This is a genomic window from Rhodothermus bifroesti, assembly GCF_017908595.1.
Taxonomy (GTDB): Bacteria; Bacteroidota; Rhodothermia; order Rhodothermales; family Rhodothermaceae; genus Rhodothermus; species Rhodothermus bifroesti.
In genome coordinates this window covers 588723-610707 of record NZ_JAGKTL010000002.1, presented here as the reverse complement: position 1 = coordinate 610707, position 21985 = coordinate 588723, and the positions used below count along the sequence as shown (strand labels likewise).

Here is a 21985-nt window from a genome sequence, read left to right as displayed (position 1 = left end):
AGCCTGTTAACATAGCGTATTCTTATAAGCAAAAGAAAAATTTAATATTTGTAGATGACTATTTCTACGATATTTTTTATTCTAGAGAAATTTTTAATTTGCCTCCTGATCTGAACAATCCGCCCCCTGAAGACACGCTGTCGGAGCCTGTTATTACGATTCGCTTGTTAGCCAATCCTTCAGCACAGCGGCTTCAGGACTTAGAGGTGCCTATGGCTCAGCGGCGGCCTTTTGAGTTTCTTGTACAAGCGGAGCAAGAGGGTCAGCCACTGGCCGGTGCACCGGTAAGTGTTGAGGGACCGTTTGCTGCTGATGAGATCCCTTCCAGTGAAGCCCTGCTTTTCCTAAATAATCCGCAGCAGACAGATGCTTTAGGCTTCTACAGTTTTTATTGGATTCCCCCCTCCAGGGCTTGGTTTGAAGGCAAGTCGCTGCCCTATCGTTTCCGATTCCGCGTGCACGTTGGGGATAGGTGGGAAGACGTAACGGTGCAGGTCTCTAACCTCATCATTCAAGGCCAAGTCTTGCAGCGCCATGCCGGTGCCAAGCTGCAGCAGGATCCCGACCGGGACGGGTTGCTTCCTGTTGCCAACGTGGAGGTTAGTTTGGAGCCCGACTTTCCGGCTGAACGTAGCGTACGTACAGACCTCAATGGCCGCTTTGAGCTTGGGGTATCGGAACCAGGGAGCTACACGGTCTACGCTCGGCGCCAAGAATTATGGCCCGACAACTTTCCAAAGTGGAGCCGCACCCAGGGCCGCGTTCGCATTACTGAAAGTGGGCCTGTGCCCGATACACTTCGCCTTATCTTAGCCGAGCTGCCGGTAGGCGCCATGCGTCAAAGATGGATTCCAGCGATCGCTTTCGACATGGAATCCGTGCGGGACACGCTGCAGCACCTGCGCATTATACCTGAACTTCAGGCTTTTCTTTGGCAGATTGCAGAGCAAGATAGTACCGGAGCACTCGATGAGGAGGCCGTGCGCCGCTTGCAACAGGCTGTTTTTGCTGCATACGATCTATTTCAAGGCGCACATGACCTGGCTACCTGTGGCACGACAGCCATTTGGGATGGCTCCCTAGGGATTATCCTTGAAATCGTTAAAACCGTAATAGAAAAAACAAAGCTGCTCGAAAACATTAGCCGCAACATTCGAAGCAAACTGCCTGTCGATTGGAAGCAATCCCCAGATCCTAAAATCCGACAACTAGGACGCACGCTAGAAGCACTTGAAGACATCAAGACAAAGTTTGCCCATCTGCTAAAGAATATTGAAAGCTGGTCTAAAAAAATGTCTCTAGACCTAAAAGAAGGGATGAAAACCGCAGCAGTGAAAGGAGAGATCAAGACATTATTTACTATGAATTTCTTGGTAGAAAAAGCTTTTGATCCTCTTAGTCAATTGACCAGTTATGTGGCTAATCTAGCCGAGAAGACAAAGCTAGATGATCTGACCAAAGATCTTGCCTTTTCTCAAACATTAGAGCAGACCGGCATAAACCGTCTGTTGGCTTCACTGAACGACACCATTAAAGATTTGCTTAAAAGAGGACAATTAGATGATCTGCGGGCAACGGTAGCCACAACGCTTCATCAAGAGATTGGACTAGCGCAGCAGCGGCAGTTCCCCGCCTATCCCCTTAGTTTCTACCATGCGCGACATGCTAGTAATGGCTGGCTGAAGCTGATGCGAGAAGAGCGTAGCCGCCGCTTGGGGTTCTGTGAAGGACTGCTTGGCTTTAAGGAGCAGGTCGATGCAGCTTTAGAAGCGTTGAATGTGGCTATGGTTGGGCTGGCTGTGGCCACTTCGGGCGCCTTGGCCGCCTGGGTTGTGGCTACAGATGCGGTTTCGAAAGTGGTTGGGCTGGCTTTGAATGCCGCCATGGTTCGCACAGGTATTGAGGTCATGACGGCTATTCAGCCAGAAGGTAGCTACGGACGCTTAGGCATCGCGGCCATGCGGAAGGCCTTTTCACTGAAAGTGCCGGTCCTCGCAATGCGTGTTCACTCTCCAGTGCGGCTTATGGTGGTAGATGCTTTAGGTCGTCGCGTAGGTGCTGACGCAACGGGTCAAATCTATAATGAAATTCCTGGTGCTGGCTACTGGCCTGCCAGTGATTCTCTTCAGGAAACCGTTGTGCTGCCTGCCGATATTGGTCCGTTCCAAACGATTCTGCACGGCACTGGGAGTGGAGCCTTTGCACTAGACCTAGTGCAGCTAGACACGCTGGGCAACGAAACGCTACTTCGTCGCTGGGAAGGTCAAGCTACACCGCAGGACCGTTGGCAACTGGTTGTAGCAACCCCTGAGCAGGCTGTTGCTACCGGAACGCTCCAAAGCCTACCAGCGCCAACAGCCCTGTTTGTCCAGCAGAATGGCCAGTCTCGAGATACGATTCTGGTTCCTTTAACGGTCAGTGTACCGCTAGAGGCCGTTTTTCAGTACGATACAACGCTGACGTTACCTGCTACGGCTGTTCAGTGGGCGGTAAGTGACACGCTCGCCGCTATTGAAACGACAGCACAGCCTTCTCAAGCGTCGGTCATCGGCCTATATCCAGGCAGCACGACGCTTACCGTACAGTCTGGCGCGCTCACGCGTCAAGTCGTATTAGAGGTTATTGGACTAAAGGCAGCAATTACGCTTGGGCGTAGGATACTTTCAGCGCCAGATACCGCGTCGGTTCAAGTGCAGGTAGATGCCCATGGGGTTGCGCTGCCCGAACAATTGGCTTTGAGGGTATTTACCCCTGCGGGACGCTACCAAATGCCCGTATTGCTAGACGACTTAGGTCGGGCCACGGTGCGTTGGCACGTGCCCGACAGCTTGGCCGGTCGGAGCGGTCCTGGGTTGATGGAGCTTATTGGAGTAACTGCGAGCGATACGGTCAGCCTTGCATGGGCAACGTTTGTGCTGGCAACAGCTACCGAGGTACCTGAAGTGCTAGAAGCCGAAGCTGTGCAAGACGGTGCTGTGGTGGCGCGTCTTCGGGTGGCACGGACGCTCCTAGCTGGAGCGCTGCAGCCTGAAATATTGCTTGCGGTTGAAGATTCGCTGCCGGCACCGCTACCCCCAGGTTTTGTGGCTATTGGACCCGTGATTGGCTGGAGCTTCTGGGATCAGGCCCAGGGTACAGCCGTGGCGCCTTCTGCTGCCTATCGTTTGCAGTTGTGGAGCGGCGCCTATCAAGGCACTCCGGTAGCCTTTTACTGGAATGGCCCCAGCTGGGAAGTGTTAGAAGTCGAGCCCGTCTCTGGATCTTGGGAAGCCACGCTGGAAAGTGCTGGTGGCGTGATTTTGCTAGCCCGTCAGGAACAGGTTGTGCCGGTCGAAAAAACTGAATTGCCTGAGCAGGTGGTGCTAGAGGCTTATCCGAATCCCTTTGGTGCTAGGATGCAGATTCGCATGGGTGTTCCGCGGCCAGGTCCTGTGCGGTTAACCTTGTACGACGTGCTGGGGCGTGAAGTACTTTGTCTCTACGAAGGTGAGCAAGCGGCAGGCTGGCATAATCAAGCTTGGGATGTTTCCCAACTGGCCAGTGGATTGTATTTGCTCGTGCTTGAGGGTGAAGGCTTTCGCACCACCAAGACCATGGTGAAAGTGCGTTAAGCAAACAAGCCCTGTCTGCTTTATAAAGCTCCGGAGCATTGTGCAGGGTTGTTTCCGCCCTCGACAATGTGCTCCCCGAAGCAGAAAGCATCCTTTGCCGGTTTATTTCGCATCGCAAGGCAAGGTGGCGCACACCACCAGCGCTTGTAGGATCACGCGCGCGTCTATGGCTTGCAAAGCTTATGAAGCTCGTTTAATATAGCCCCATTGCTCAGCTGGTGTGGCTAGTGCGTCGAAAGCGCTGCTGTACGGTTTTCTTTACGCGGGAAACAGGCATTTAAAACCTTTTGTTGTAGCTAAACTTATGAATGATCTTTTTTTCCTGTTTCTTATTCTGGCAAGCCTAACACCTGCTTTGCGCCAGCAAATCCTAGAGGCAAGGCGTGCGCAGGTGATGCGTCGTTTGGAGCAAAAGCGGGGCTCGCGGGTCATTACGCTAATCCATCGGCAGGAGACGGTATCGTTTTTAGGTGTGGGAATTCATCGCTTTATTTCGATTGAGGATGCTGAGGAAGTGCTTCGTGCGATTCGCCTTACGGCTCCTGATCGTCCTATTGACTTGATTGTCCATACTCCGGGTGGGCTAGTGCTGGCAGCGGAGCAGATTGCTTGGGCATTGGCCCAACATCCGGCCAAAGTAACCGTTTTTGTGCCCCATTATGCCATGAGTGGGGGGACGTTGTTGGCCTTAGCTGCCGATGAAATTGTGATGGATCCGTTTGCTGTGCTGGGGCCGGTTGATCCGCAGATTGGTCAGTATGCCGCGGCTTCAATTGTGGCTGCTGTACGCCGCAAAGGGGTTGGAAATGTAAGCGATGAGACGTTGATGTTGGCTGACGTTGCCGAGAAGGCCTTGGCGCAGGTTACCCACAGTGTGCAGCGGTTGCTTGAGCGAAAAATGTCGGCTGCAGAGGCTGCCCGAGTGGCGCACTTACTGACGCGTGGCGTGTGGACGCACGATCATCCGCTGCGGGTGGAGGATGTTCGTGCTCTTGGATTGCCCGTTTCAACCCATATGCCTCCTGAAATCTACGCGCTCATGGCGCTCTATCCGCAACCGACGCGGCTGCGGCCTTCTGTTGAATATGTTCCCCTACCGTATCGTTCCGATAGTCCCGCTGGCCAAGTACGACAAGCATGATTCCCATAGGCGACAACATTCCAGAGCGGCACTATCCGTTTGTGACCTATGCGCTCATTGGATTTAATGTCTTTTTTTTCTTTGTAGAGCTTCTTCAAGGGCCGCGCTTGGAGGCCTTTCTTTACCGATGGGGGACGGTGCCGGCTTGGGTGCTTAACTGGCGCGCGCAACCCGAGGTGCTTTTGACGCTCTTTACGTCTATGTTTCTGCACGGCGGCTTTGCGCATTTAATTGGCAATATGCTGTACTTGAACGTCTACGGCAAGTCACTCGAAGGGACGATAGGTTCGGGACGCTTCTTGCTGTTTTATATGCTTAGTGGTTTAGCAGGGGGTGTGGCGCACGTGCTGATGAATCCGGAGAGCACGGTTCCGGCTATTGGTGCCAGTGGTGCAATTTCAGGTGTGCTAGGGGCCTATCTCGTGATGTTTCCCCGAGCCACGGTCTTTCTGGTTGTCCCGTTGCTGCTTTTTTTCCCCATTGTGGCTTTGCCCGCAGCTTTTGTGCTCACCTGGTGGTTTGCGTTGCAGCTTGTTGGAGGGTTGACCTCGGCAGCCTTTACCCAGGTAGGGGGTGGGGTTGCTTACTGGGCGCATATTGGTGGGTTTGTGGCCGGACTATTTTTGATAGGGTTATTCCGCCCGCGGCGCCGGCGGGTACCTTTCCGCTACTATGGCGTTCCTGACCGGCGCTATTGGGAATATTGGAACGGTTAGGGGTTTGGGGGCTGGTGCCGAGCAGTATGTTGTTAACCCCGCTTAGTTTAATCCCCCGTGGCTTCAAATCCGGGCGTGTGGGTTAGTCTTGGGCGGTGTCGATTTGCGCGCGTTGCAGGCGGCCACTATAGTCGATGTAGACGGTTTTGGTTTCGGTATAGAAATCAAACACTTCCCAGCCGCCTTCGCGGTGGCCATTTCCGGTTTGTTTGACGCCCCCGAACGGCAGATGGGCTTCAGCCCCAATGGTAGGGGCGTTGACGTATACGATTCCAGATTCCAACTCCTGGATAGCCTGGAAGGCTTTGGTGAGGTCACGGGTGTAAATCGATGCAGAAAGGCCATAGCGTACGCTGTTGGCCACTTTGATGGCTTCTTCGAGGGAGCTAACCTTTAGGACTGAAAGCACAGGACCAAAGATTTCTTCCTGTGCGATACGCATTTCGGGCGTGACGTCGACAAAAATCGTAGGCTTAAAGAAAAAGCCGTCTTCTAGACCTGGATCTGTTGCCCGCTGGCCGCCCAGCACAAGGCGTGCGCCTTCTTTGAGGCCGAGTTCGACGTAGCGCTGCACTTTTTCTAGGGCAGCTGGATTAATTAATGGTCCGATGTTGGTGTCTTCCTGGTTTCCGTCGCCTAGGCGTAGCTGGCGGGCTGCTGCGCAGAGGCGTTCGACAACTTCGTCGTGTACGGCTTGGTGCAAAATGAGGCGGCTGGTAGCGGTGCAGCGCTGGCCAGTTGTGCCAAAAGCGCCCCAGAGTACGCCTTCAAGGACCAGATCCAGATCGGCATCTTCGAGTACGATGAGGGGATTTTTGCCCCCCATTTCTAGGGAGCAGCGCTTGTGGAGTCGGCCGCAGATGCCGCCGATGCGTGCACCGACCTCGCTTGAGCCGGTAAACGAAATGGCATTGACGCCGGGATGTTCTACGAGCGCGGCACCGGCTTCAGCATTGCCGTGCACCAGGTTGAGGACCCCTGGGGGTAGGCCTGCATCGAGCAGGGCCTGTACCAAAAGCATTCCGCTGTGTGGTGCATCTTCGCTGGGCTTGAAGACCACTGTGTTGCCACAGGCTAGGGCAGGGAAGATTTTCCAGCTAGGCACGGCCACTGGAAAGTTCCAAGCGGTGATGACGCCTACCACCCCAACGGGCTGCCGGATGGTCATATTGAACTTATTGGGCAGCTCACTAGGGACGGTATAGCCAAACAGGCGGCGCGTTTCGCTGGCAGCGTAATAGGCCGTATCGATGGCTTCTTGCACATCGCCGCGCGTTTCGAAGAAGGGTTTGCCCATTTCGCGGGTCATAGCGCGGGCAATTTCATTTTTGCGGGCGCGCAATAGGTCGCCGGCGCGGCGCAGAATTTCGCCGCGTTGGGGTGCGGGTAGGCGGCGCCAGGCGGGCAGTGCCTTTTGGGCAGCTTCAACGGCTTGGTTAATATCTTCGGCTGAAGACTGCGGAAAGTGCCCGATTAGCTCCGACCAGCGTGCCGGATTTCGGTCCTCGAAGGTGCGTCCGGAGCTTGAGGGAAGCCATGTCCCGCCGATGTAGTTGTGAAAAATTGTTGCCATGAGGAAACCTACAGTTTGTTTGGAAGCGTTTCCAGATTGTCTATGCGTAAAATAGCGCAAAGTGCACTTGCTTGCCAACCGTTCAAGGTTGGCGGTAGTCTGCTTAAAAGACCGTATATTTGAAGCTTATCCTACGGAAAGACGATGTAACCATGCAAGAACGTTTGGCAACACTGTCTGGGTTGGAAGCGCGGCTTGCAGCGCGGGTGCGCCAGGTGGCGCCTAGTGGAATTCGGCGCTTTTTTGAGATTGCCGCCACGATGGATGATGTGATTTCCTTAGGGATTGGTGAGCCCGATTTTGTGTCGCCGCCGGTAGCGATTGAAGCGGCTATAGCCTCGCTTAGGGCGGGAAAGACGGGATACACGGCCAATGCTGGGCTTATCGAGCTCCGTGAGGCGGTGGCGGAAGAGCTGGCTCGGCGCTATGGCGTGCACTATGATCCGGCGCGAGAGGTGCTCATTACTGTTGGTGTAAGCGAGGCGTTGCAACTGGCCATGCTGGCGCTTGTGGATCCCGGCGATGAGGTGTTGATCCCGGAGCCATGCTTTGTATCCTATGCTCCAGCGGCCACGTTTGCTGGGGGGCGCGTGGTGTATGTGCCCACTTCGGTTGAAAACGACTTTCAGGTGACGGCAGCAGATCTGGAGCCTTACCTTACCTCACGCACGAAGGTGTTGATGATTGGGTATCCAAACAACCCCACGGGTGCAGTTTTGCGGCGGCATACCTTGGAGGAAATTGGAGAGCTGGTGATCAAGCATGATCTGCTGGTGATTTCTGATGAGATCTATGATCGGCTCATTTACGGTCGGGCTTATGAAGAGGGACATGTGTGTGTGCCTTCAATTCCAGGGCTTTGGGAGCGGACAGTGTTGCTGGGGGGGTTTTCCAAGGATTATGCCATGACAGGCTGGCGTATTGGCTATGCTTGTGCGCCGGAGCCTATCTTGAAGGCCCTCTATAAGCTGCACCAGTACATTGTGATGAGTGCCCCAACGATGGGGCAGGTAGCGGCGTTGGCAGCCCTTCGTCAGGCGCAGGACGATGTAGAGCGTATGCGCCAGGCTTATGATGCGCGGCGACGGGTGATTGTAGACGGTTTGCGGGCCGTGGGGTTGCCAACGTTTGAGCCAGAAGGGGCTTTTTATTGTTTTCCTGACGTGCGGTCGACCGGATTAACTTCAGAAGAGTTTGCCCAGCGGTTGCTTCGGGAGGAGCATGTGGCGGTGGTGCCGGGGGATGCGTTTGGACCGAGTGGGGCAGGGTACGTGCGTTGTTCGTATGCGACTTCAATGGAGAAGCTACAGGAGGCGGTACGACGGATTGGGCGGTTTGTGGAGCGGGTTCGGGCAGCGCGTGGCGTGGAAACCTAAAGTCGGTATGTTCGTTGCCAGCATCCGCTAAGGAGTAAAACCGTTATTGCAATGCAAGAACGATTGCAAAATCTCGCAGAGCGCATAGCAGCGCTCGGGAGGTTTCTTTGACATCGCTGGGCGTAAGCAGCGTATTGAAGCATTAAACGCCGAGCGTTTGGCACCTACGTTTTGGGAAAATCCCGAGCGTGCCAAAGCCGTCGAAAAGCAACTGGTTGCCGAGGAGACCTGGGTTTCGGCCTGGGAACGGTTGTATCGCCAGCTTGAGGACTTAAAAGCCCTCTGGGAGTTGATCACAGAAACTGGCGAAGAGGACCTGCAAGCGGAGCTGCAAGCAGAAACAGAGCGCCTCGAAAAGCAGCTTGAAGAACTTGAATTACGCAGCTTGCTTACCGGTCCTGATGATCACCGCAATGCCATTTTAACGATTCATCCAGGGGCTGGTGGTACTGAGAGTCAGGACTGGGCTGAGATGTTGCTGCGCATGTACACGCGTTGGGGTGAGCAGCAGGGCTATGAAGTAGAACTCTTAGAATATCAGGCAGGAGAGGTCGCTGGTATTAAGAGCGCCTCGCTCCGCATTGCGGGGCCTTACGCTTATGGCTATCTGAAAGGCGAATCAGGAGTGCATCGCTTAGTGCGTATTTCGCCTTTTGATGCCAGTGGTCGCCGGCATACTTCGTTTGCCAGTGTGTTTGTTTATCCTGAGGTTGACGACACAATCGAGATCGACATTCGTCCAGAGCAGCTCGAGATCCAGACGTTTCGTAGCGGGGGAAAAGGTGGGCAAAATGTCAACAAGGTAGAAACCGGTGTGCGGCTTATTTGGCAGGGTAAGCTTTCTAATGGGGAAGAAGTCAAAGTGGTTGCTGAATGCACCGAGGAGCGCAGCCAGCTGCAAAACCGGCAACGGGCCCTTACCTTGCTCAAAAGCCGAATCTACCAGTTGGAACGGGAAATCCAAGAGGCAGAAAAAAACAAGCTGGAGGCCCAAAAGAAAAAAATCGAGTGGGGTAGCCAGATCCGATCCTACGTTTTTCAGCCCTATACCATGGTTAACGACCATCGCACAGAAACTAAGCTTACGGATGTGCAGGCAGTAATGGATGGTTATTTGGAACCCTTTATTCGGGCTTATCTGCTATCTCAGGCAAAAACCACTGCGTAAGCCATGCCCGAGCGTTATCAGTTTGATTTTCTGGTTCTGGGAAGCGGCATTGCGGGGTTAACGTTTGCGCTGCACGTGGCCGATCATGGTACTGTAGCGATTGTGACCAAAAAGGCCAGTGTGGAGTCAAACACAAACTATGCGCAGGGCGGTATTGCCGCTGTAATTGATGAGACGGATTCGTTTGCGCAGCATGTGCAGGATACGCTCGAGGCAGGTGCTGGCTTGTGCGACCGGGAGGTCGTCGAAGTGGTGGTGCGGGAGGGGCCGGATCGGGTGCGGGAGCTAATGGCATTAGGTGTCCAGTTCACCCAAGAAAATGGTAGGCTACATCTTGGTCGTGAAGGAGGACATTCACGCAACCGCATTGTGCATGCAGCGGATGCTACGGGTCGCGAGATTGAACGGGCGCTCCTGGCACGCGTTCGGGCCCATCCGAACATTCATATCTTCGAATACCACTATGCTGTTGATCTAATTACCGAGCATCACCTGGGGCAGTATGTATCGCGCCTCCGGCCCGATATCCACTGTTTTGGGGCTTACGTGCTCGACGAACAGGCGGGCGTGGTCCATACCTTTCTAGCAAAAGCTACGCTCCTAGCTACCGGTGGCTCTGGGCAGGTTTACTTGCACACCACCAATCCGCCAATTGCTACGGGTGATGGTGTAGCTATGGCCTATCGGGCCAAGGCACGCATTGCGAATATGGAGTTCATTCAGTTTCACCCGACAACGCTTTTTCATCCAGAAGGGCGTTCGTTTTTAATTAGCGAGGCGGTGCGGGGTGAAGGAGCTCGGCTGTACAATCTAGCGGGTGAGCGCTTTATGCCCCAGTATGACCCTCGCGCTGAGCTTGCACCGCGCGACATTGTAGCGCGGGCTATTGACGATCAGCTCAAGCGTCGAGGTGAACCCTACGTATGGCTGGACATTTCTCACTTACCAGCTGAACAGGTTAAGCAGCGTTTCCCTAACATCTATCAGACGCTGCTGGGCTACGGGATCGACATGACGCAGCAGCCTATTCCTGTCGTCCCTGCAGCGCATTACCAGTGTGGAGGGGTGCTGACCGACTTGCACGGCCGCACCACCATCCAGGGGCTTTATGCTGCCGGCGAAGTGGCCTGTACTGGACTGCATGGAGCGAATCGCTTGGCCAGTAACTCGCTGCTGGAGGCGTTGGTCTTTGCGCGACGGGCCGCTGAAGATGCCATGGCTTACGTTCAGACGCAACGTTGGCGCGTTGAAGTGCCCGACTGGGACGACCGGGGCACGGAGCGCCCCCAAGAGTGGGTGCTGGTTTCGCACAACCGCGAAGAGCTCCAGCGCGTCATGTGGGATTACGTAGGCATTGTGCGTTCGCAGCTCCGCCTAGAGCGGGCCTTTCGCCGCACGCGGCTGCTCTATGAAGAAACCGAAGACTTCTACCGTCGGGCGCGATTGTCACCTGGGTTGTGTGAACTGCGTAACATGATCATGGTGGCCTATCTCATTATTCGTAGTGCACAGATGCGTCGGGAAAGTCGCGGCCTGCATTACATGCTTGACTACCCGGAGCCTGTTGAAAGCGAACGTCGCCCAACGCTGGTCTAAAGACCGGAACCGACCTAAAAAGCCATCGTTATACCGCTGCAGGTGACGAGCGGGTGGGTTGTGTTGCCTCCACGGTACGGAGTCGGTAGAGGAAAAGGGGGGCCAAAGCCGCCCTTTTTTCGTTCCCACCCGTTGGGGAAAATGCGCCCGGCCGTCCGTGGTACGGGCGTTTTTTACAAATAGGGATTATGCCTTCAGAGGTACGTGCCGCGGCGCTGGTCGCGCAGATCCGCGCTCGCGTTGAAGCGTTGCTTGAGGGAACTTCGTTCTTTCTCATCGACGTCGTTGTGCGCGGTCGAAGCGGCGCACACGTTGTCGAGATTTTTATTGACGGCGACCGAGGACCTTCGGTGCGTGACCTGGAGCAGCTGAGCCGAGAAATAGCGTTTGTACTCGATAGTGACGACCTCATTCCAGGGCGCTACTTGCTCAACGTATCGTCGCCAGGGGTTGAGCGACCGCTGGTGTTGCCTAGGCAGTATCCTAAGCATGTTGGGCGTCAGTTAGAGGTGCAGCTGGCTCCAACGCAGGAGGAGGGGCAAGCCCAGCGGTTGCGGGGGACCCTACATGCAGCCAATACAGAAAGCATAGAGCTTGTGCTGCCCGACGGGACGCACCGACGGCTGCGCTACGAAGAAATTCAAACTGCCCGTGTCTGCCTACCATGGTAACGCGGGCACCTAACGTTGCTAGGGGAGACTATGCAGAACACTGAGCTGGTTTCTTCTTTTGCTGAGATTGCCCATTCGAAGGGCATTGACCGGGATACGCTCCAGCTAATCGTCGAGGATGTCTTCCGAACCATGATCCGGAAACGGTATGGTTCCGACGAAGCCTTTGAGATCATTTTTAATCCCGACCACGGAGATATCCAAATTCTGCACATTCGCACTGTAGTGCCAGACTGGGAGCTGGAGGACCCGGTTACGCAAATTGAGCTCAGCGAGGCGCGAAAGATTGATCCTGACTTTGAGGTGGGCGATGAGGTGGCTAGCGAGCTCGACATCTCTGAGTTCGGCCGCCGGGCCGTTATGACTGCCCGCCAGACTTTCAGTCAGCGCATTCGGGATTTAGAAAAAGAGAATATCTTTCGGGAGTATACCGAGCTGATTGGGGAAATTGTGGTCGGCGAAGTTTACCAGATCCGCCGACGGGAAGTACTGGTGTTGCACAACCGCACTGAGCTGATTTTGCCTCGTGAGGAACAGATCCCGCGCGACCGTTACCGTAAGGGAGAAACGCTGCGGGGGGTAGTAAAGGAGGTGCGTCGGGATAGTGGGGGTACACCACAGATAATTATCAGCCGGGCGGATCCCGTTTTCCTGGAGCGATTGTTTGAGCTGGAGGTGCCTGAAATTGAGGAAGGCATCGTTGAGATCAAAAAGATCGTACGGGAGCCTGGCGAGCGGGCTAAGGTGGCCGTAGTTAGCCACGACGAACGGGTAGACCCGGTAGGCGCCTGCGTTGGCTTACGGGGTAACCGCATTCATGCCATTGTGCGAGAGCTCTCAAACGAAAACATCGACGTCATTGAGTGGTCTGATGACCCTCATGAGCTCATCAAACGGGCGCTTGCTCCGGCGCGACCGCTTTCGGTAGTGCTCAACAACGACGCTCGGCCACCACGGGCTAAAGTAGTCGTGCGGGCTGAAGAGGTAAGCCAGGCTATTGGGCGTGGAGGAATCAACATTCGGCTAGCCTCGCGCCTTACTGGCTATGAGCTTGATGTTTACCGTGAAATTCTACCTGATGAGGAAGATATTGAAATCGAAGAGTTTGCAGACGAGCTAGATGAATCTACCATTGCTCGTCTGCGTGAAATTGGCTGCGACACAGCCCGGGCTGTACTCGATCTCTCGGTAGAGGAGCTCATGCGCCGTTCAGGCTTAGATGAAGCCACAGCCCGACACGTCATGGCTGTCATTCGGGCCGAGTTTGAAGACGAAGAAGAAGAACTAGAAGAATAACGCTGCTGCGAGGACGCAACGCGCGCTATGTCGCAAAGCTCATTTAAAAAAGTACGCTTATTTAAAGTAGCCCGTGAGCTAAACGTTACGATCGAGACGATCGAACAACAGCTCAAGGCCCTGGGCTACGCACATGCCTTGGTGGGCCATGGTGCCAACGCAGTTATTGAAGATGAGGCTGCCTATGAGGCCCTACTGGAGGCTTTTAAGCAAGATCGTAAGGCTGCCGAGCGCCTAAAAGAGCTGCGTGCTGCACGGGCTGAATCGCCCCGAAGCCGTCCAGAAACAGAAGCTGCCATCGAGGAACTGGAGGCTGAAGAAGAACCAGGGCAAGTGCCCAGTGTACCTCTGGAAGCACCTGAGTTGGAAGCAGCACCTCTAGCTGAAGCCCCTGAGGAGCAGACTGTCGAAGCGGAAGCTGTATCGGAAGTATCTTCTGAAGCTTTTGCTGAAGCTGAAGTGGAGGAAGAAGAGGAACCCATAGAAGAAGCCTTGGAAGAAGATATCGAAGAGACGTCTGAACCTATAGTAGAGGAAATCCAGGAAGAAGAAACCCAAGAAGAAATCCAGGAGGAGGAAGAGGAACCAGAGGTTATCTCTGCGAGCCGTTATAAGCTGCAAGGTGCCAAAGTGATTGGCAAAATTGACCTTTCGCAACTCGAAGAGGAAGATACCTATAGTGTCAAGCGTAAGCGTAAACGTAAAGCGAAGCCAGTACCTACGGAAGAGATCAAAAAGATTGCTTTAGAGGAAGAGGAGTCTAAGGCAACCAAGCGTAAACGCAAGCGCAAGCGTATTCGTCGCATTGATGAAGAAGAGATTGAACAGGCGTTGCATGAGACGCTTCGAGAGCTAGAACATGGCGTCAGCCGCGTGCGTCAGCGGCGGCGACGGGAGCGGCGGGAGCGCCATGCCCAAGAGCGCGAGCGTGAAGCCCTGCAGGAAGCACAGCAAGCCCGTAAGCTGCGCGTAACCGAGTTCATTTCGACAGGTGAGCTGGCCGAGCTCATGGGCGTTGAGGTGAGTGAAGTGATCTCAACGCTTTTTAGCGCAGGTATGATTGTATCGATCAACCAACGCCTTGATGCAGATACCATTCAGTTTGTCGCGGATGAGTTCGGCTATGAGGTTGAGTTTATCACAGACTACAACGAATTAGAAATTGAACTGCCAGAAGACAGACCTGAAGATTTGAAGCCGCGGGCGCCCATTGTGACCGTCATGGGGCATGTCGACCACGGTAAAACATCGCTTCTGGACTACATCCGAAAAACGAACGTCGTGGCTGGTGAGGCTGGAGGCATTACGCAGCACATTGGGGCGTATCATGTGGAGCTAGCCGATGGGCGGCATATCACGTTTCTTGACACCCCAGGCCACGAGGCGTTTACAGCCATGCGGGCCCGTGGCGCAAAGGTAACCGATATTGTCATTTTAGTTGTTGCAGCGGATGACGCTGTAATGCCCCAGACCGTAGAGGCCATTAACCATGCGAAGGCAGCCGGTGTACCGATTGTTGTAGCCATTAACAAAATTGACAAGCCGGAAGCCAATCCCGCGCGTGTGATGCAGCAGCTTGCAGAACACGGCGTGTTGGTAGAGCAGTATGGTGGGCAAGCCCAGTGTGCGCTGGTATCTGCCAAGACAGGTCAAGGTATTGATGACCTGCTTGAAAAGGTGTTGCTTGAAGCTGAACTGCGTGAGCTGAAGGCGAACCCCAATCGTCCAGCTGTGGGCACCATTATCGAAAGTCGTTTAGAGAAAGGTCGGGGCAACGTGGCGACCGTGCTGGTGCAAAATGGTACGTTGCGCGTAGGTGATCCATTTGTTGCTGGTACGGTTAGCGGGCGTGTGCGTGCTATGTTTGATGAGCGTGGCCGGCGCGTAGAGGCGGCTGGGCCTTCCATTCCAGTGCTTGTGCTGGGTTTTGATGAGCTCCCCGAAGTCGGCGACCAGTTTGTGGTTCTGCCAGACGAAAAAGAGGCCCGGGCGATTGCACTCAAGCGTCAGCAAATCCGGCGTGAGCAGCAGCTGCGCAAGCTGCAGCGCGTTTCGCTTGATGAAATCAGTCGCCGGATGGCCATGGGCTCGCAGGTGAAGGAGCTTAAGCTCATTATCAAGGCCGATGTAGCTGGGTCGGTCGAGGCGCTGAGCGATGCCTTGTTGAAGCTTTCGACCGATGAAGTGGCTGTGCAGATTGTCCACAGCGGGGTGGGTCCGATTACCGAAAGCGATGTGATGTTGGCTGCAGCCTCAGAAGCCATTATCATCGGTTTTCAGGTGCGGCCGACAAGCAGCGCTCGTCAGCTAGCCGAGCGTGAACAGGTGGACATTCGGCTCTACTCCATCATCTACCAGGCCATCGAAGAGGTGCGCGATGCGCTGGAAGGACTGCTTTCGCCGGAGCGCACCGAGCGTGTGGTCGGACTAGCCGAAGTACGCGAGGTCTTCAAGATTCCCAAAGTAGGTACTGTGGCTGGATGCCGCGTCGTCGAAGGTCGCTTGCGGCGTAGCGATCGCATACGGCTCATTCGCGATGGTGTGGTGATCTATGAAGGGGCCATTGCTTCGCTCAAACGCTTTAAAGAGGATGTGCGTGAAGTCCAGAGTGGCTACGAGTGCGGTGTTGGGATTGAAAACTTCAATGATCTCAAGGTAGGCGATCAAATCGAGGCCTTTGAAGTCGTTGAGCAACGGCGCAAACTGGAAACCCAATGAGCAGTCTGCGGGTGCAGCGCGTGGCGAGCCTATTGCAACGTGAACTGGCTGACGTGCTGCAACGAGAGTTTGGTGATCAGCTGCCACCTATGATCACGGTTACGGGCGTTGATCCCACACGGGATTTGTCGATAGCCCGAGTTTACGTAAGCATTTATGGAGCGCCGGAGCAGCGTCGGATGGCTTTCCGACGCTTAGAAGAACTTACACCCCAGATACGCGCTGCATTGGCGCGCCGCATTCGGCATCAAATGCGTTTTATGCCAGAGTTGCGGTTTGTTTTGGACGAGACCATCGAACGGGCACAACGCGTCGAGGAACTGCTAAGCCGCATCCAAGAAGAACGCGCGCGCCGCGAGGGATCGGCCTCTTGAGCCTATGCGCACGTTAACTCCGGAAATGCTCGAGGAGCGGGTTTATCGTTATCCCCATCTCCCCGAAGACCTAGAGGCTGCTGTGCTGCTCATCGATAAGCCGCAACGATGGACTTCCTTTGACGTAGTGCACCACCTGCGGCGGCTTTTAGGCGTGCGTAAAGTTGGCCATGCAGGCACGTTGGATCCACTGGCTACAGGACTTTTGATTTGCCTTATAGGTAAGGCTACGCGCTGGATGACCTATTTTATGGCGCAAGATAAGCTTTACGAAGGAGTGATGCGGCTGGGAGAAATAACGCCTTCTTACGATGCAGAAACCGAAGTGGTGGAGCGTCGCCCATGGGCACATCTAACCGAGGCAGACTTAGAGCAAGCGCGGCAACAATTCATAGGGACGATCTTGCAGCAAGTGCCCGCTTATTCGGCGGTCAAGGTGAAAGGGAAACGACTGCATGCGCAGGTGCGGGCAGGGCAGGTCGCTGAACCCCCCGTACGACAGGTGCATATTTACGCGTTCACCTTGCTTGCGCGCGCCGGTGCTGATGTGACCTTTCAGGTGCATTGTAGTAAGGGTACCTATATTCGCAGTTTGGTGCACGACTTTGGACAGGCCTTGGGATGCGGTGCCCACCTTGTGTCCCTGCGGCGTTTGCGTTCTGGCCCTTACCGTGTAGAAGAAGCTTGGCCGCTTTCGGCCTTTGAGGCAGCGTGGCGGCAGCGGAGCCTTTCTGTTTGAGCGTGACCATGAAGTTTGAACGCGGACTGGAGCAAGTTGTGCGAGATCCCCACTCCGTAGTGACGGTGGGGACGTTCGATGGCGTGCATCGCGGCCATCAAGCTGTTTTGGGCTACGTGCGTGCGCAGGCGCAGCAACGAGGAGGGAAAAGCACTGTGCTTAGCTTTGATCCACACCCTCGGGAAGTGTTGCGTGGGGAGCCAGTGCCGCTACTGACTACAATCGAAGAGCGCGTAGCGTTGCTTGAAGCGCTTGGGATCGATCGCTTTATCGTGCTCCCGTTTACGCCAGCGCTAGCGGCCATGTCGGCAGAAGATTTTGTCGCCCAAGTGCTCGTTGAGCACATTGGATTGCAAGCCATTTGCGTTGGCTATGACCATACGTTTGGCCGTAACCGTGAAGGGAATGTAGCACTGCTGGAGACCCTTGGGCCACGTTACGGTTTTGCGGTGGATGTGATTCCACCTCAGGTCGTGGGTGACCGTACTGTGTCGTCTACCCTGATTCGTCAGCTTTTGCTACGTGATGGAGCAGTTGAACAGGCGGCGCTTCTGTTAGGGCGGCCCTATAGCTTGCAGGCCATAGTGGTACATGGGGATGGTCGAGGGCGGTTGTTGGGGTTCCCGACGGCTAACCTGCACGTTGCCCATCCCCGTAAGATTATACCACGCAATGGCGTCTATGCCGTGCGCGTTTGGCTTTCTGAGAGGCCTTCTTGGTTATATGGCATGATGAATATCGGTATGCGTCCTACTTTTGAGGGCGATCGTCGCATGCTTGAAGTTCATATCTTGGAGTTTGAAGGCGATCTTTACGGGAAGCTCTTGCGTATTGATTTTATTGCTCGGCTGCGCGATGAGCAGCGCTTTGCCTCCATAGAGGCCTTGCGCGCGCAACTTTTCCAGGATCGGCAGCGTTGTATTGAAGTGCTTCAGACCTCACCTGGAGATCTGCGTCTCTGAAGGCGTGGTTTTTTTAGGGATGTAGGTCTGCTTCTTTAGCATGGTATAATCTAAAGAGGGGACCACCACATGATTAGTTCAGAACACAAACGCGAGCTGATTCGCAAGTACGGTACGCACGAAAACGACACAGGCCGAGCAGAAGTGCAAATTGCACTTTTTACGCATCGCATCAATGCCCTTACGGAGCATTTGCAGCGCCATCCAAAGGATTTTTCTACGCGTCGCGGATTGCTCAAGCTGGTAGGTAAGCGGCGTCGTTTGCTTGATTATTTGATGCGAGAGGACATTGCACGCTACCGTGCAATCGTCGAGGAATTGGGCATTCGCAAATAGCACTACGTGGCGGCATCCCCTAGGGGATGCCGCCATGCTTATGGGCCGACGATGCCCCGAAAACGGAATGGAGATGATGATGCAGGCAACCTTTCATGAGATTGAGTTTGCGCCGGGTAAAACGTTGCGCTTGGAGACCGGCCGGTTAGCGAAGCAGGCTAATGGGGCCGTGGTGGTGCGCCAAGGCGACACCATGGTGCTGTGTACCGCGGTGTTGGCTTCGGAGCCGCGGCCAGGGGTGGATTTTTTCCCGCTCACTGTAGAATATCGCGAGAAATTTGCTGCTGGAGGGAAGATCCCTGGAGGGTTTATTAAGCGTGAAGGGCGACCTTCTGACAAGGAGATTCTCTCCTCTCGCTTAATCGACCGAGCCATCCGTCCGCTTTTCCCTGAAGGCTTTTTGCATGAGGTGCAGATCATTTGCTACGTGATTTCGGCTGATGACCGTTACGATGCCGACGTGCTGGCGGGTACTGGTGCTTCGGCGGCACTGCTGCTGGCGGGTGCACCGTTTGATGGACCCATTGCCGAGGTGCGGGTTGGGCGCATTGACGGCCAATTTGTGGTCAACCCAACGCTCAAGGAGCTCGAGCAAAGCGACATGAACTTGGTGGTGGCTGGGAAGGAAGACGCTATCGTGATGGTCGAGGGGGAGCTGAAAGAGGTTAGCGAGGCGGATGTGCTCGAAGCTCTTGAAGTAGCGCACGAGGCCATTCGTAAGCTTTGCCAGGGGCAGCGTGCTTTCGTGGAGGCCTACGGCCACGTGGAGCCGTTTGCCTACACGCCTGTTGTACTGCCAGAGGCGCTCCTAGAACGCGTTCGGGAGCTAGCGGCACCTCGGTTGGAAGCACACCTGCGCGCTCCCTACGAAAAACAAGAGTTTTATGAAGGCCTCGAGCGCATTGGTGAAGAAACGCTCACGGCGCTTTTAGGTACGGTTGATGCCGAAGGGCAACCTGTACTGGCTGAGGCTACGCCAGAGGGGTGGACCGCCGATCAGATTCGCAAGGCGGTTGTTCAGGTTACGCGTGAGGTGATGCGACAGCTGATCCTGCGCGAAGGCCGACGTATCGATGGGCGCGGTCTGGAAGAGATTCGGCCAATTTGGATGGAGGTGGGCTACTTGCCACGCGTGCATGGCTCGGCGATCTTTACGCGGGGAGAGACGCAAGTACTGGCTTCGGTTACGCTGGGTACGTCAAAAGACGTGCAGCTTATTGATCAAATCTTTGTCACGGGCGATAAGCGATTCTTTTTGCACTACGAATTTCCTCCATTCTGCACAGGGGAGGTTCGCCCCCTGCGAGGTCCAGGCCGGCGTGAAGTAGGTCATGGCTATCTGGCCGAGCGCGCACTTGCTGCTGTTTTGCCTGACGAAGCGAGCTTCCCATATACGATCCGCATCAGTGCCGATGTGCTTGAATCGAACGGCTCCTCGTCGATGGCCAGTGTATGTGCTGGTTCACTAGCGCTCATGGACGCTGGTGTGCCGGTTAAGAAGCATGTGGCTGGCGTGGCGATGGGGCTCATCAAAGAAGGGGACCAGGTGGCTGTGCTGACCGATATCCTGGGCACGGAGGATCACCTGGGCGATATGGACTTTAAGGTGGCGGGCACGCGCGATGGCATTACCGCTTGCCAGATGGACATCAAAATCAGCGGCCTAACGCGCGAAATTCTCCAGCAGGCCCTGGAGCAAGCCCGGCGTGGGCGACTCTACATTTTGGACCTGATGGAACAGACCATTGAAGCCCCACGGCCGGATTTGTCTCCGTATGCGCCACGGTTAACGCAGATCACCATCGACGCGGGGTTTATTGGTGCGGTTATCGGCCCTGGTGGACGCGTGGTGCAAGGGATCCAGCGGGAGACGAATACAACTATCGAGATCGAAGAGCGCGATGGCGTGGGCGTGGTTACCATTGCAGCCACCAATCAGGAAAATGCGCAGCGCGCCATTGAGCGCATCAAGCAGATTGTAGCTGTGCCTGAAGTGGGCGCCGAATATGAAGGCATTGTGCGGAGCATTCAAAGCTTTGGGGCTATTGTAGAGATCATGCCTGGTAAGGAGGGGCTGCTGCACATTTCTGAGTTGGATTACGGCTATGTGAAGGATGTGCACGACTATCTGAAAGTGGGGGACAAGGTCCGCGTCAAACTCATCGAAATCCGCGACGATGGTAAGCTGCGCCTGAGTCGAAAGGCGTTTTTGCCTCCACCGGAGGCAACGGCTGAAGCCAAAAATGGAGAGCCGGAAAAAACTGCTGCGGCAGCACGTAAGGAACCTGCCTCAGGTGGAGCGACCCGTGGTGGCGGGCGCAGCGGCGGTGTGCACGGCCGTGGCCCAGGTCGGGGTCGTGGAGGTCACCGGCGCTAAAGACGTGTTGCAAGAAGTTGTTTGGTGGGGCGGGGGCAATGCTCTCGCCTTTTTTATGTTTGGAGGTTCGAGCTATGCGCATGCATCCTTTTCCCGTAGCGACTGCATTCCAAAAAACCGAATTGCCTTGCGGTCTACGTATTGTGACGGAGACGATTCCTTCGGTTCGGTCGGTAGCCGTGGGGCTCTGGATTGATGTAGGGAGTCGAGATGAGCGTGACGAAGAGGCGGGCATTTCGCATTTTATTGAGCACATGGTCTTTAAAGGGACCGAGCGTCGTCGCACGCATCAGATTGCACAACGCATCGAGTATGTAGGGGGCTATCTAAATGCCTTTACGACGAAAGAGCACACTTGTTATTACGTACGCGTGCTTGATGAGCATCTGGCACGGGCATTGGATACCCTGATCGACCTGGTGTTTCGTCCGCGCTTCCCAGATCGCGAGATTGAGAAGGAAAAAGAAGTGATTTTGGAAGAGATGAAAATGTACGAAGATACGCCTGACGAGTATATCTTCGACCTTTTTGAAGCGGTCATCTATGGGGAGCATCCGCTAGGGCGGCCAATTGTGGGGCGGGCTGAGACGGTGCGGGCCTTTAATCGGGCGATGCTGGTGGATTTTATGATGCGTCAGTACACGCCATTTCGGATGGTGCTTGCAGCAGCAGGAAATGTCGTTCATGAACGGGTGGTGACGTTGGCGGCGCGCTTGTTGCGGGATGTGGCGCTTCCGGCAGGTGATCAGCGCGTGCGCCTTCCAGTACCGGCGTATCAACCTGCAAAGCGCCTAGAGCAGCGTGCGGTGCAGCAGGCACATGTTGTGCTGGGTGGTCGCGGCTATGATATGCATCACCCCTGGCGGGCTGCCTTAATGGTACTTAACACGTTGCTGGGTGGGGGTATGTCCAGCCGGCTCAACCAAAACATCCGGGAGCGATACGGGTATTGCTACAACATTTATTCGTTTGTCAACTTGCACTCTGACACGGGAGACTGGGGTGTGTATATGGCCACAGATCCTGGTCGCGTAGAGCGGGTGGTAGCGTTGGTTGAGCGGGAGTTGGATCGTCTGGTGCGAGAGCCTGTAGGACAGCGTGTGCTGACGCAGGCGAAGAATCAGGTCAAGGGGTCGCTGATGTTAGGGCAGGAGAACATGAGTAACCGGATGATGCGTCTAGGGCGGCAAGAGCTGTATTTTGGGCGCTATTATAGTTTAGATGAGGCTTTGGCCGAGGTAGATGCGGTAAACGCGGCGTTGGTGCAGGAAGTGGCAAAGGCACTTTTTGCTGCGCCGTTGTTTTCGCGGGTAGTGTTGTTGCCTAAGTAG

Annotated in this window: 16 protein-coding genes; 15 read left to right on the top strand and 1 reads right to left on the bottom strand. The window is 55.0% G+C overall.

The features are described 5' to 3' along the window. Nucleotides 1-98: 98 nt before the first annotated feature. The 3 genes from J8E65_RS06390 to J8E65_RS06380 all read left to right on the top strand — a co-directional run bounded on the left by J8E65_RS06390 (nt 99) and on the right by J8E65_RS06380 (nt 5468). On the top strand, nt 99-3611 hold the full coding sequence (locus tag J8E65_RS06390) for a T9SS type A sorting domain-containing protein (protein WP_210374806.1): 3513 nt from the start codon (nt 99-101) through the stop codon (nt 3609-3611). A gap of 304 nt (nt 3612-3915) precedes the next feature. Continuing rightward, a complete protein-coding gene (locus tag J8E65_RS06385) occupies nt 3916-4752 on the top strand; it encodes an SDH family Clp fold serine proteinase (protein ID WP_210374805.1) in 837 nt (278 codons plus the stop codon). Further along, nucleotides 4749-5468, top strand: a complete 720-nt coding sequence (locus J8E65_RS06380; protein ID WP_210374804.1) for a rhomboid family intramembrane serine protease — start codon at nt 4749-4751, stop codon at nt 5466-5468. Before J8E65_RS06385 ends, J8E65_RS06380 begins: the two co-directional genes overlap by 4 nt. An 82-nt stretch (nt 5469-5550) precedes the next feature. Here J8E65_RS06380 and J8E65_RS06375 read toward each other — a convergent pair whose 3' ends face one another. After that, a complete protein-coding gene (locus tag J8E65_RS06375; RefSeq protein ID WP_210374803.1) occupies nt 5551-7041 on the bottom strand; it encodes an aldehyde dehydrogenase family protein in 1491 nt (496 codons plus the stop codon). Nucleotides 7042-7193: 152 nt separating this feature from the next. Here J8E65_RS06375 and J8E65_RS06370 point away from each other — a divergent pair, with 152 nt between their 5' ends. From J8E65_RS06370 to J8E65_RS06315, 12 genes are all read left to right on the top strand, one after another. Then, nucleotides 7194-8417 (top strand): aminotransferase class I/II-fold pyridoxal phosphate-dependent enzyme, encoded by a 1224-nt coding sequence (locus J8E65_RS06370; protein WP_210374802.1) that lies wholly within the window; start codon nt 7194-7196, stop codon nt 8415-8417. 51 nt (nt 8418-8468) lie between these two features. After that, nucleotides 8469-9585 (top strand): peptide chain release factor 2 gene (gene prfB, locus J8E65_RS06365; protein ID WP_237181709.1). Its coding sequence is split into 2 segments (ribosomal slippage): nt 8469-8525 and nt 8527-9585, totalling 1116 coding nucleotides; the frame shifts between segments, so codons are not numbered across the junction. A gap of 3 nt (nt 9586-9588) precedes the next feature. Then, nucleotides 9589-11181: an L-aspartate oxidase gene (gene nadB / locus J8E65_RS06360; RefSeq protein ID WP_210374801.1), complete on the top strand. Its 1593-nt coding sequence runs from the start codon at nt 9589-9591 to the stop codon at nt 11179-11181. 188 nt (nt 11182-11369) lie between these two features. Further along, nucleotides 11370-11852: a ribosome maturation factor RimP gene (locus J8E65_RS06355; protein ID WP_210374800.1), complete on the top strand. Its 483-nt coding sequence runs from the start codon at nt 11370-11372 to the stop codon at nt 11850-11852. A 30-nt stretch (nt 11853-11882) separates the two neighbouring features. Further along, nucleotides 11883-13148, top strand: coding sequence for a transcription termination factor NusA (gene nusA, locus J8E65_RS06350; protein WP_210374799.1), 1266 nt, complete (start codon nt 11883-11885; stop codon nt 13146-13148). 27 nt (nt 13149-13175) lie between these two features. After that, nucleotides 13176-15866 carry a translation initiation factor IF-2 gene (infB, locus tag J8E65_RS06345; protein ID WP_210374798.1) on the top strand — a complete coding sequence of 897 codons (2691 nt, stop codon included), beginning with the start codon at nt 13176-13178 and terminating at the stop codon, nt 15864-15866. Further along, the gene (gene rbfA / locus J8E65_RS06340) at nt 15863-16240 is read left to right on the top strand and encodes a 30S ribosome-binding factor RbfA (protein WP_210374797.1); all 378 of its coding nucleotides are present in this window, start codon (nt 15863-15865) and stop codon (nt 16238-16240) included. Before infB ends, rbfA begins: the two co-directional genes overlap by 4 nt. Before the next feature lie 4 nt (nt 16241-16244). Continuing rightward, nucleotides 16245-16979 carry a tRNA pseudouridine(55) synthase TruB gene (truB, locus tag J8E65_RS06335; RefSeq protein ID WP_210374796.1) on the top strand — a complete coding sequence of 245 codons (735 nt, stop codon included), beginning with the start codon at nt 16245-16247 and terminating at the stop codon, nt 16977-16979. An 8-nt stretch (nt 16980-16987) separates the two neighbouring features. Then, on the top strand, nt 16988-17941 hold the full coding sequence (locus J8E65_RS06330; RefSeq protein WP_210374795.1) for a bifunctional riboflavin kinase/FAD synthetase: 954 nt from the start codon (nt 16988-16990) through the stop codon (nt 17939-17941). Between the two features lie 69 nt (nt 17942-18010). Next, nucleotides 18011-18277, top strand: a complete 267-nt coding sequence (gene rpsO, locus J8E65_RS06325) for a 30S ribosomal protein S15 (protein WP_210374794.1) — start codon at nt 18011-18013, stop codon at nt 18275-18277. Between the two features lie 73 nt (nt 18278-18350). Beyond that, a complete protein-coding gene (gene pnp / locus J8E65_RS06320; RefSeq protein WP_210374954.1) occupies nt 18351-20654 on the top strand; it encodes a polyribonucleotide nucleotidyltransferase in 2304 nt (767 codons plus the stop codon). A 74-nt stretch (nt 20655-20728) separates the two neighbouring features. Continuing rightward, entirely contained in the window at nt 20729-21985 is a 1257-nt protein-coding gene (locus J8E65_RS06315) for a M16 family metallopeptidase (RefSeq protein WP_210374793.1), read from the top strand.

Excerpts from the sequence above, each read along its gene's own strand:
- infB (WP_210374798.1), top strand. The coding sequence starts at position 13,176 with ATGTCGCAAAGCTCATTTAAAAAAGTACGCTTATTTAAAGTAGCCCGT.
- J8E65_RS06355 (WP_210374800.1), top strand. The coding sequence starts at position 11,370 with ATGCCTTCAGAGGTACGTGCCGCGGCGCTGGTCGCGCAGATCCGCGCT.
- J8E65_RS06315 (WP_210374793.1), top strand. The coding sequence starts at position 20,729 with ATGCGCATGCATCCTTTTCCCGTAGCGACTGCATTCCAAAAAACCGAA.
- J8E65_RS06330 (WP_210374795.1), top strand. The coding sequence starts at position 16,988 with ATGAAGTTTGAACGCGGACTGGAGCAAGTTGTGCGAGATCCCCACTCC.
- J8E65_RS06370 (WP_210374802.1), top strand. The coding sequence starts at position 7,194 with ATGCAAGAACGTTTGGCAACACTGTCTGGGTTGGAAGCGCGGCTTGCA.
- rpsO (WP_210374794.1), top strand. The coding sequence starts at position 18,011 with ATGATTAGTTCAGAACACAAACGCGAGCTGATTCGCAAGTACGGTACG.
- pnp (WP_210374954.1), top strand. The coding sequence starts at position 18,351 with ATGATGATGCAGGCAACCTTTCATGAGATTGAGTTTGCGCCGGGTAAA.
- nusA (WP_210374799.1), top strand. The coding sequence starts at position 11,883 with ATGCAGAACACTGAGCTGGTTTCTTCTTTTGCTGAGATTGCCCATTCG.
- J8E65_RS06385 (WP_210374805.1), top strand. The coding sequence starts at position 3,916 with ATGAATGATCTTTTTTTCCTGTTTCTTATTCTGGCAAGCCTAACACCT.
- J8E65_RS06380 (WP_210374804.1), top strand. The coding sequence starts at position 4,749 with ATGATTCCCATAGGCGACAACATTCCAGAGCGGCACTATCCGTTTGTG.
- rbfA (WP_210374797.1), top strand. The coding sequence starts at position 15,863 with ATGAGCAGTCTGCGGGTGCAGCGCGTGGCGAGCCTATTGCAACGTGAA.
- nadB (WP_210374801.1), top strand. The coding sequence starts at position 9,589 with ATGCCCGAGCGTTATCAGTTTGATTTTCTGGTTCTGGGAAGCGGCATT.
- truB (WP_210374796.1), top strand. The coding sequence starts at position 16,245 with ATGCGCACGTTAACTCCGGAAATGCTCGAGGAGCGGGTTTATCGTTAT.
- J8E65_RS06375 (WP_210374803.1), bottom strand. The coding sequence starts at position 7,041 with ATGGCAACAATTTTTCACAACTACATCGGCGGGACATGGCTTCCCTCA.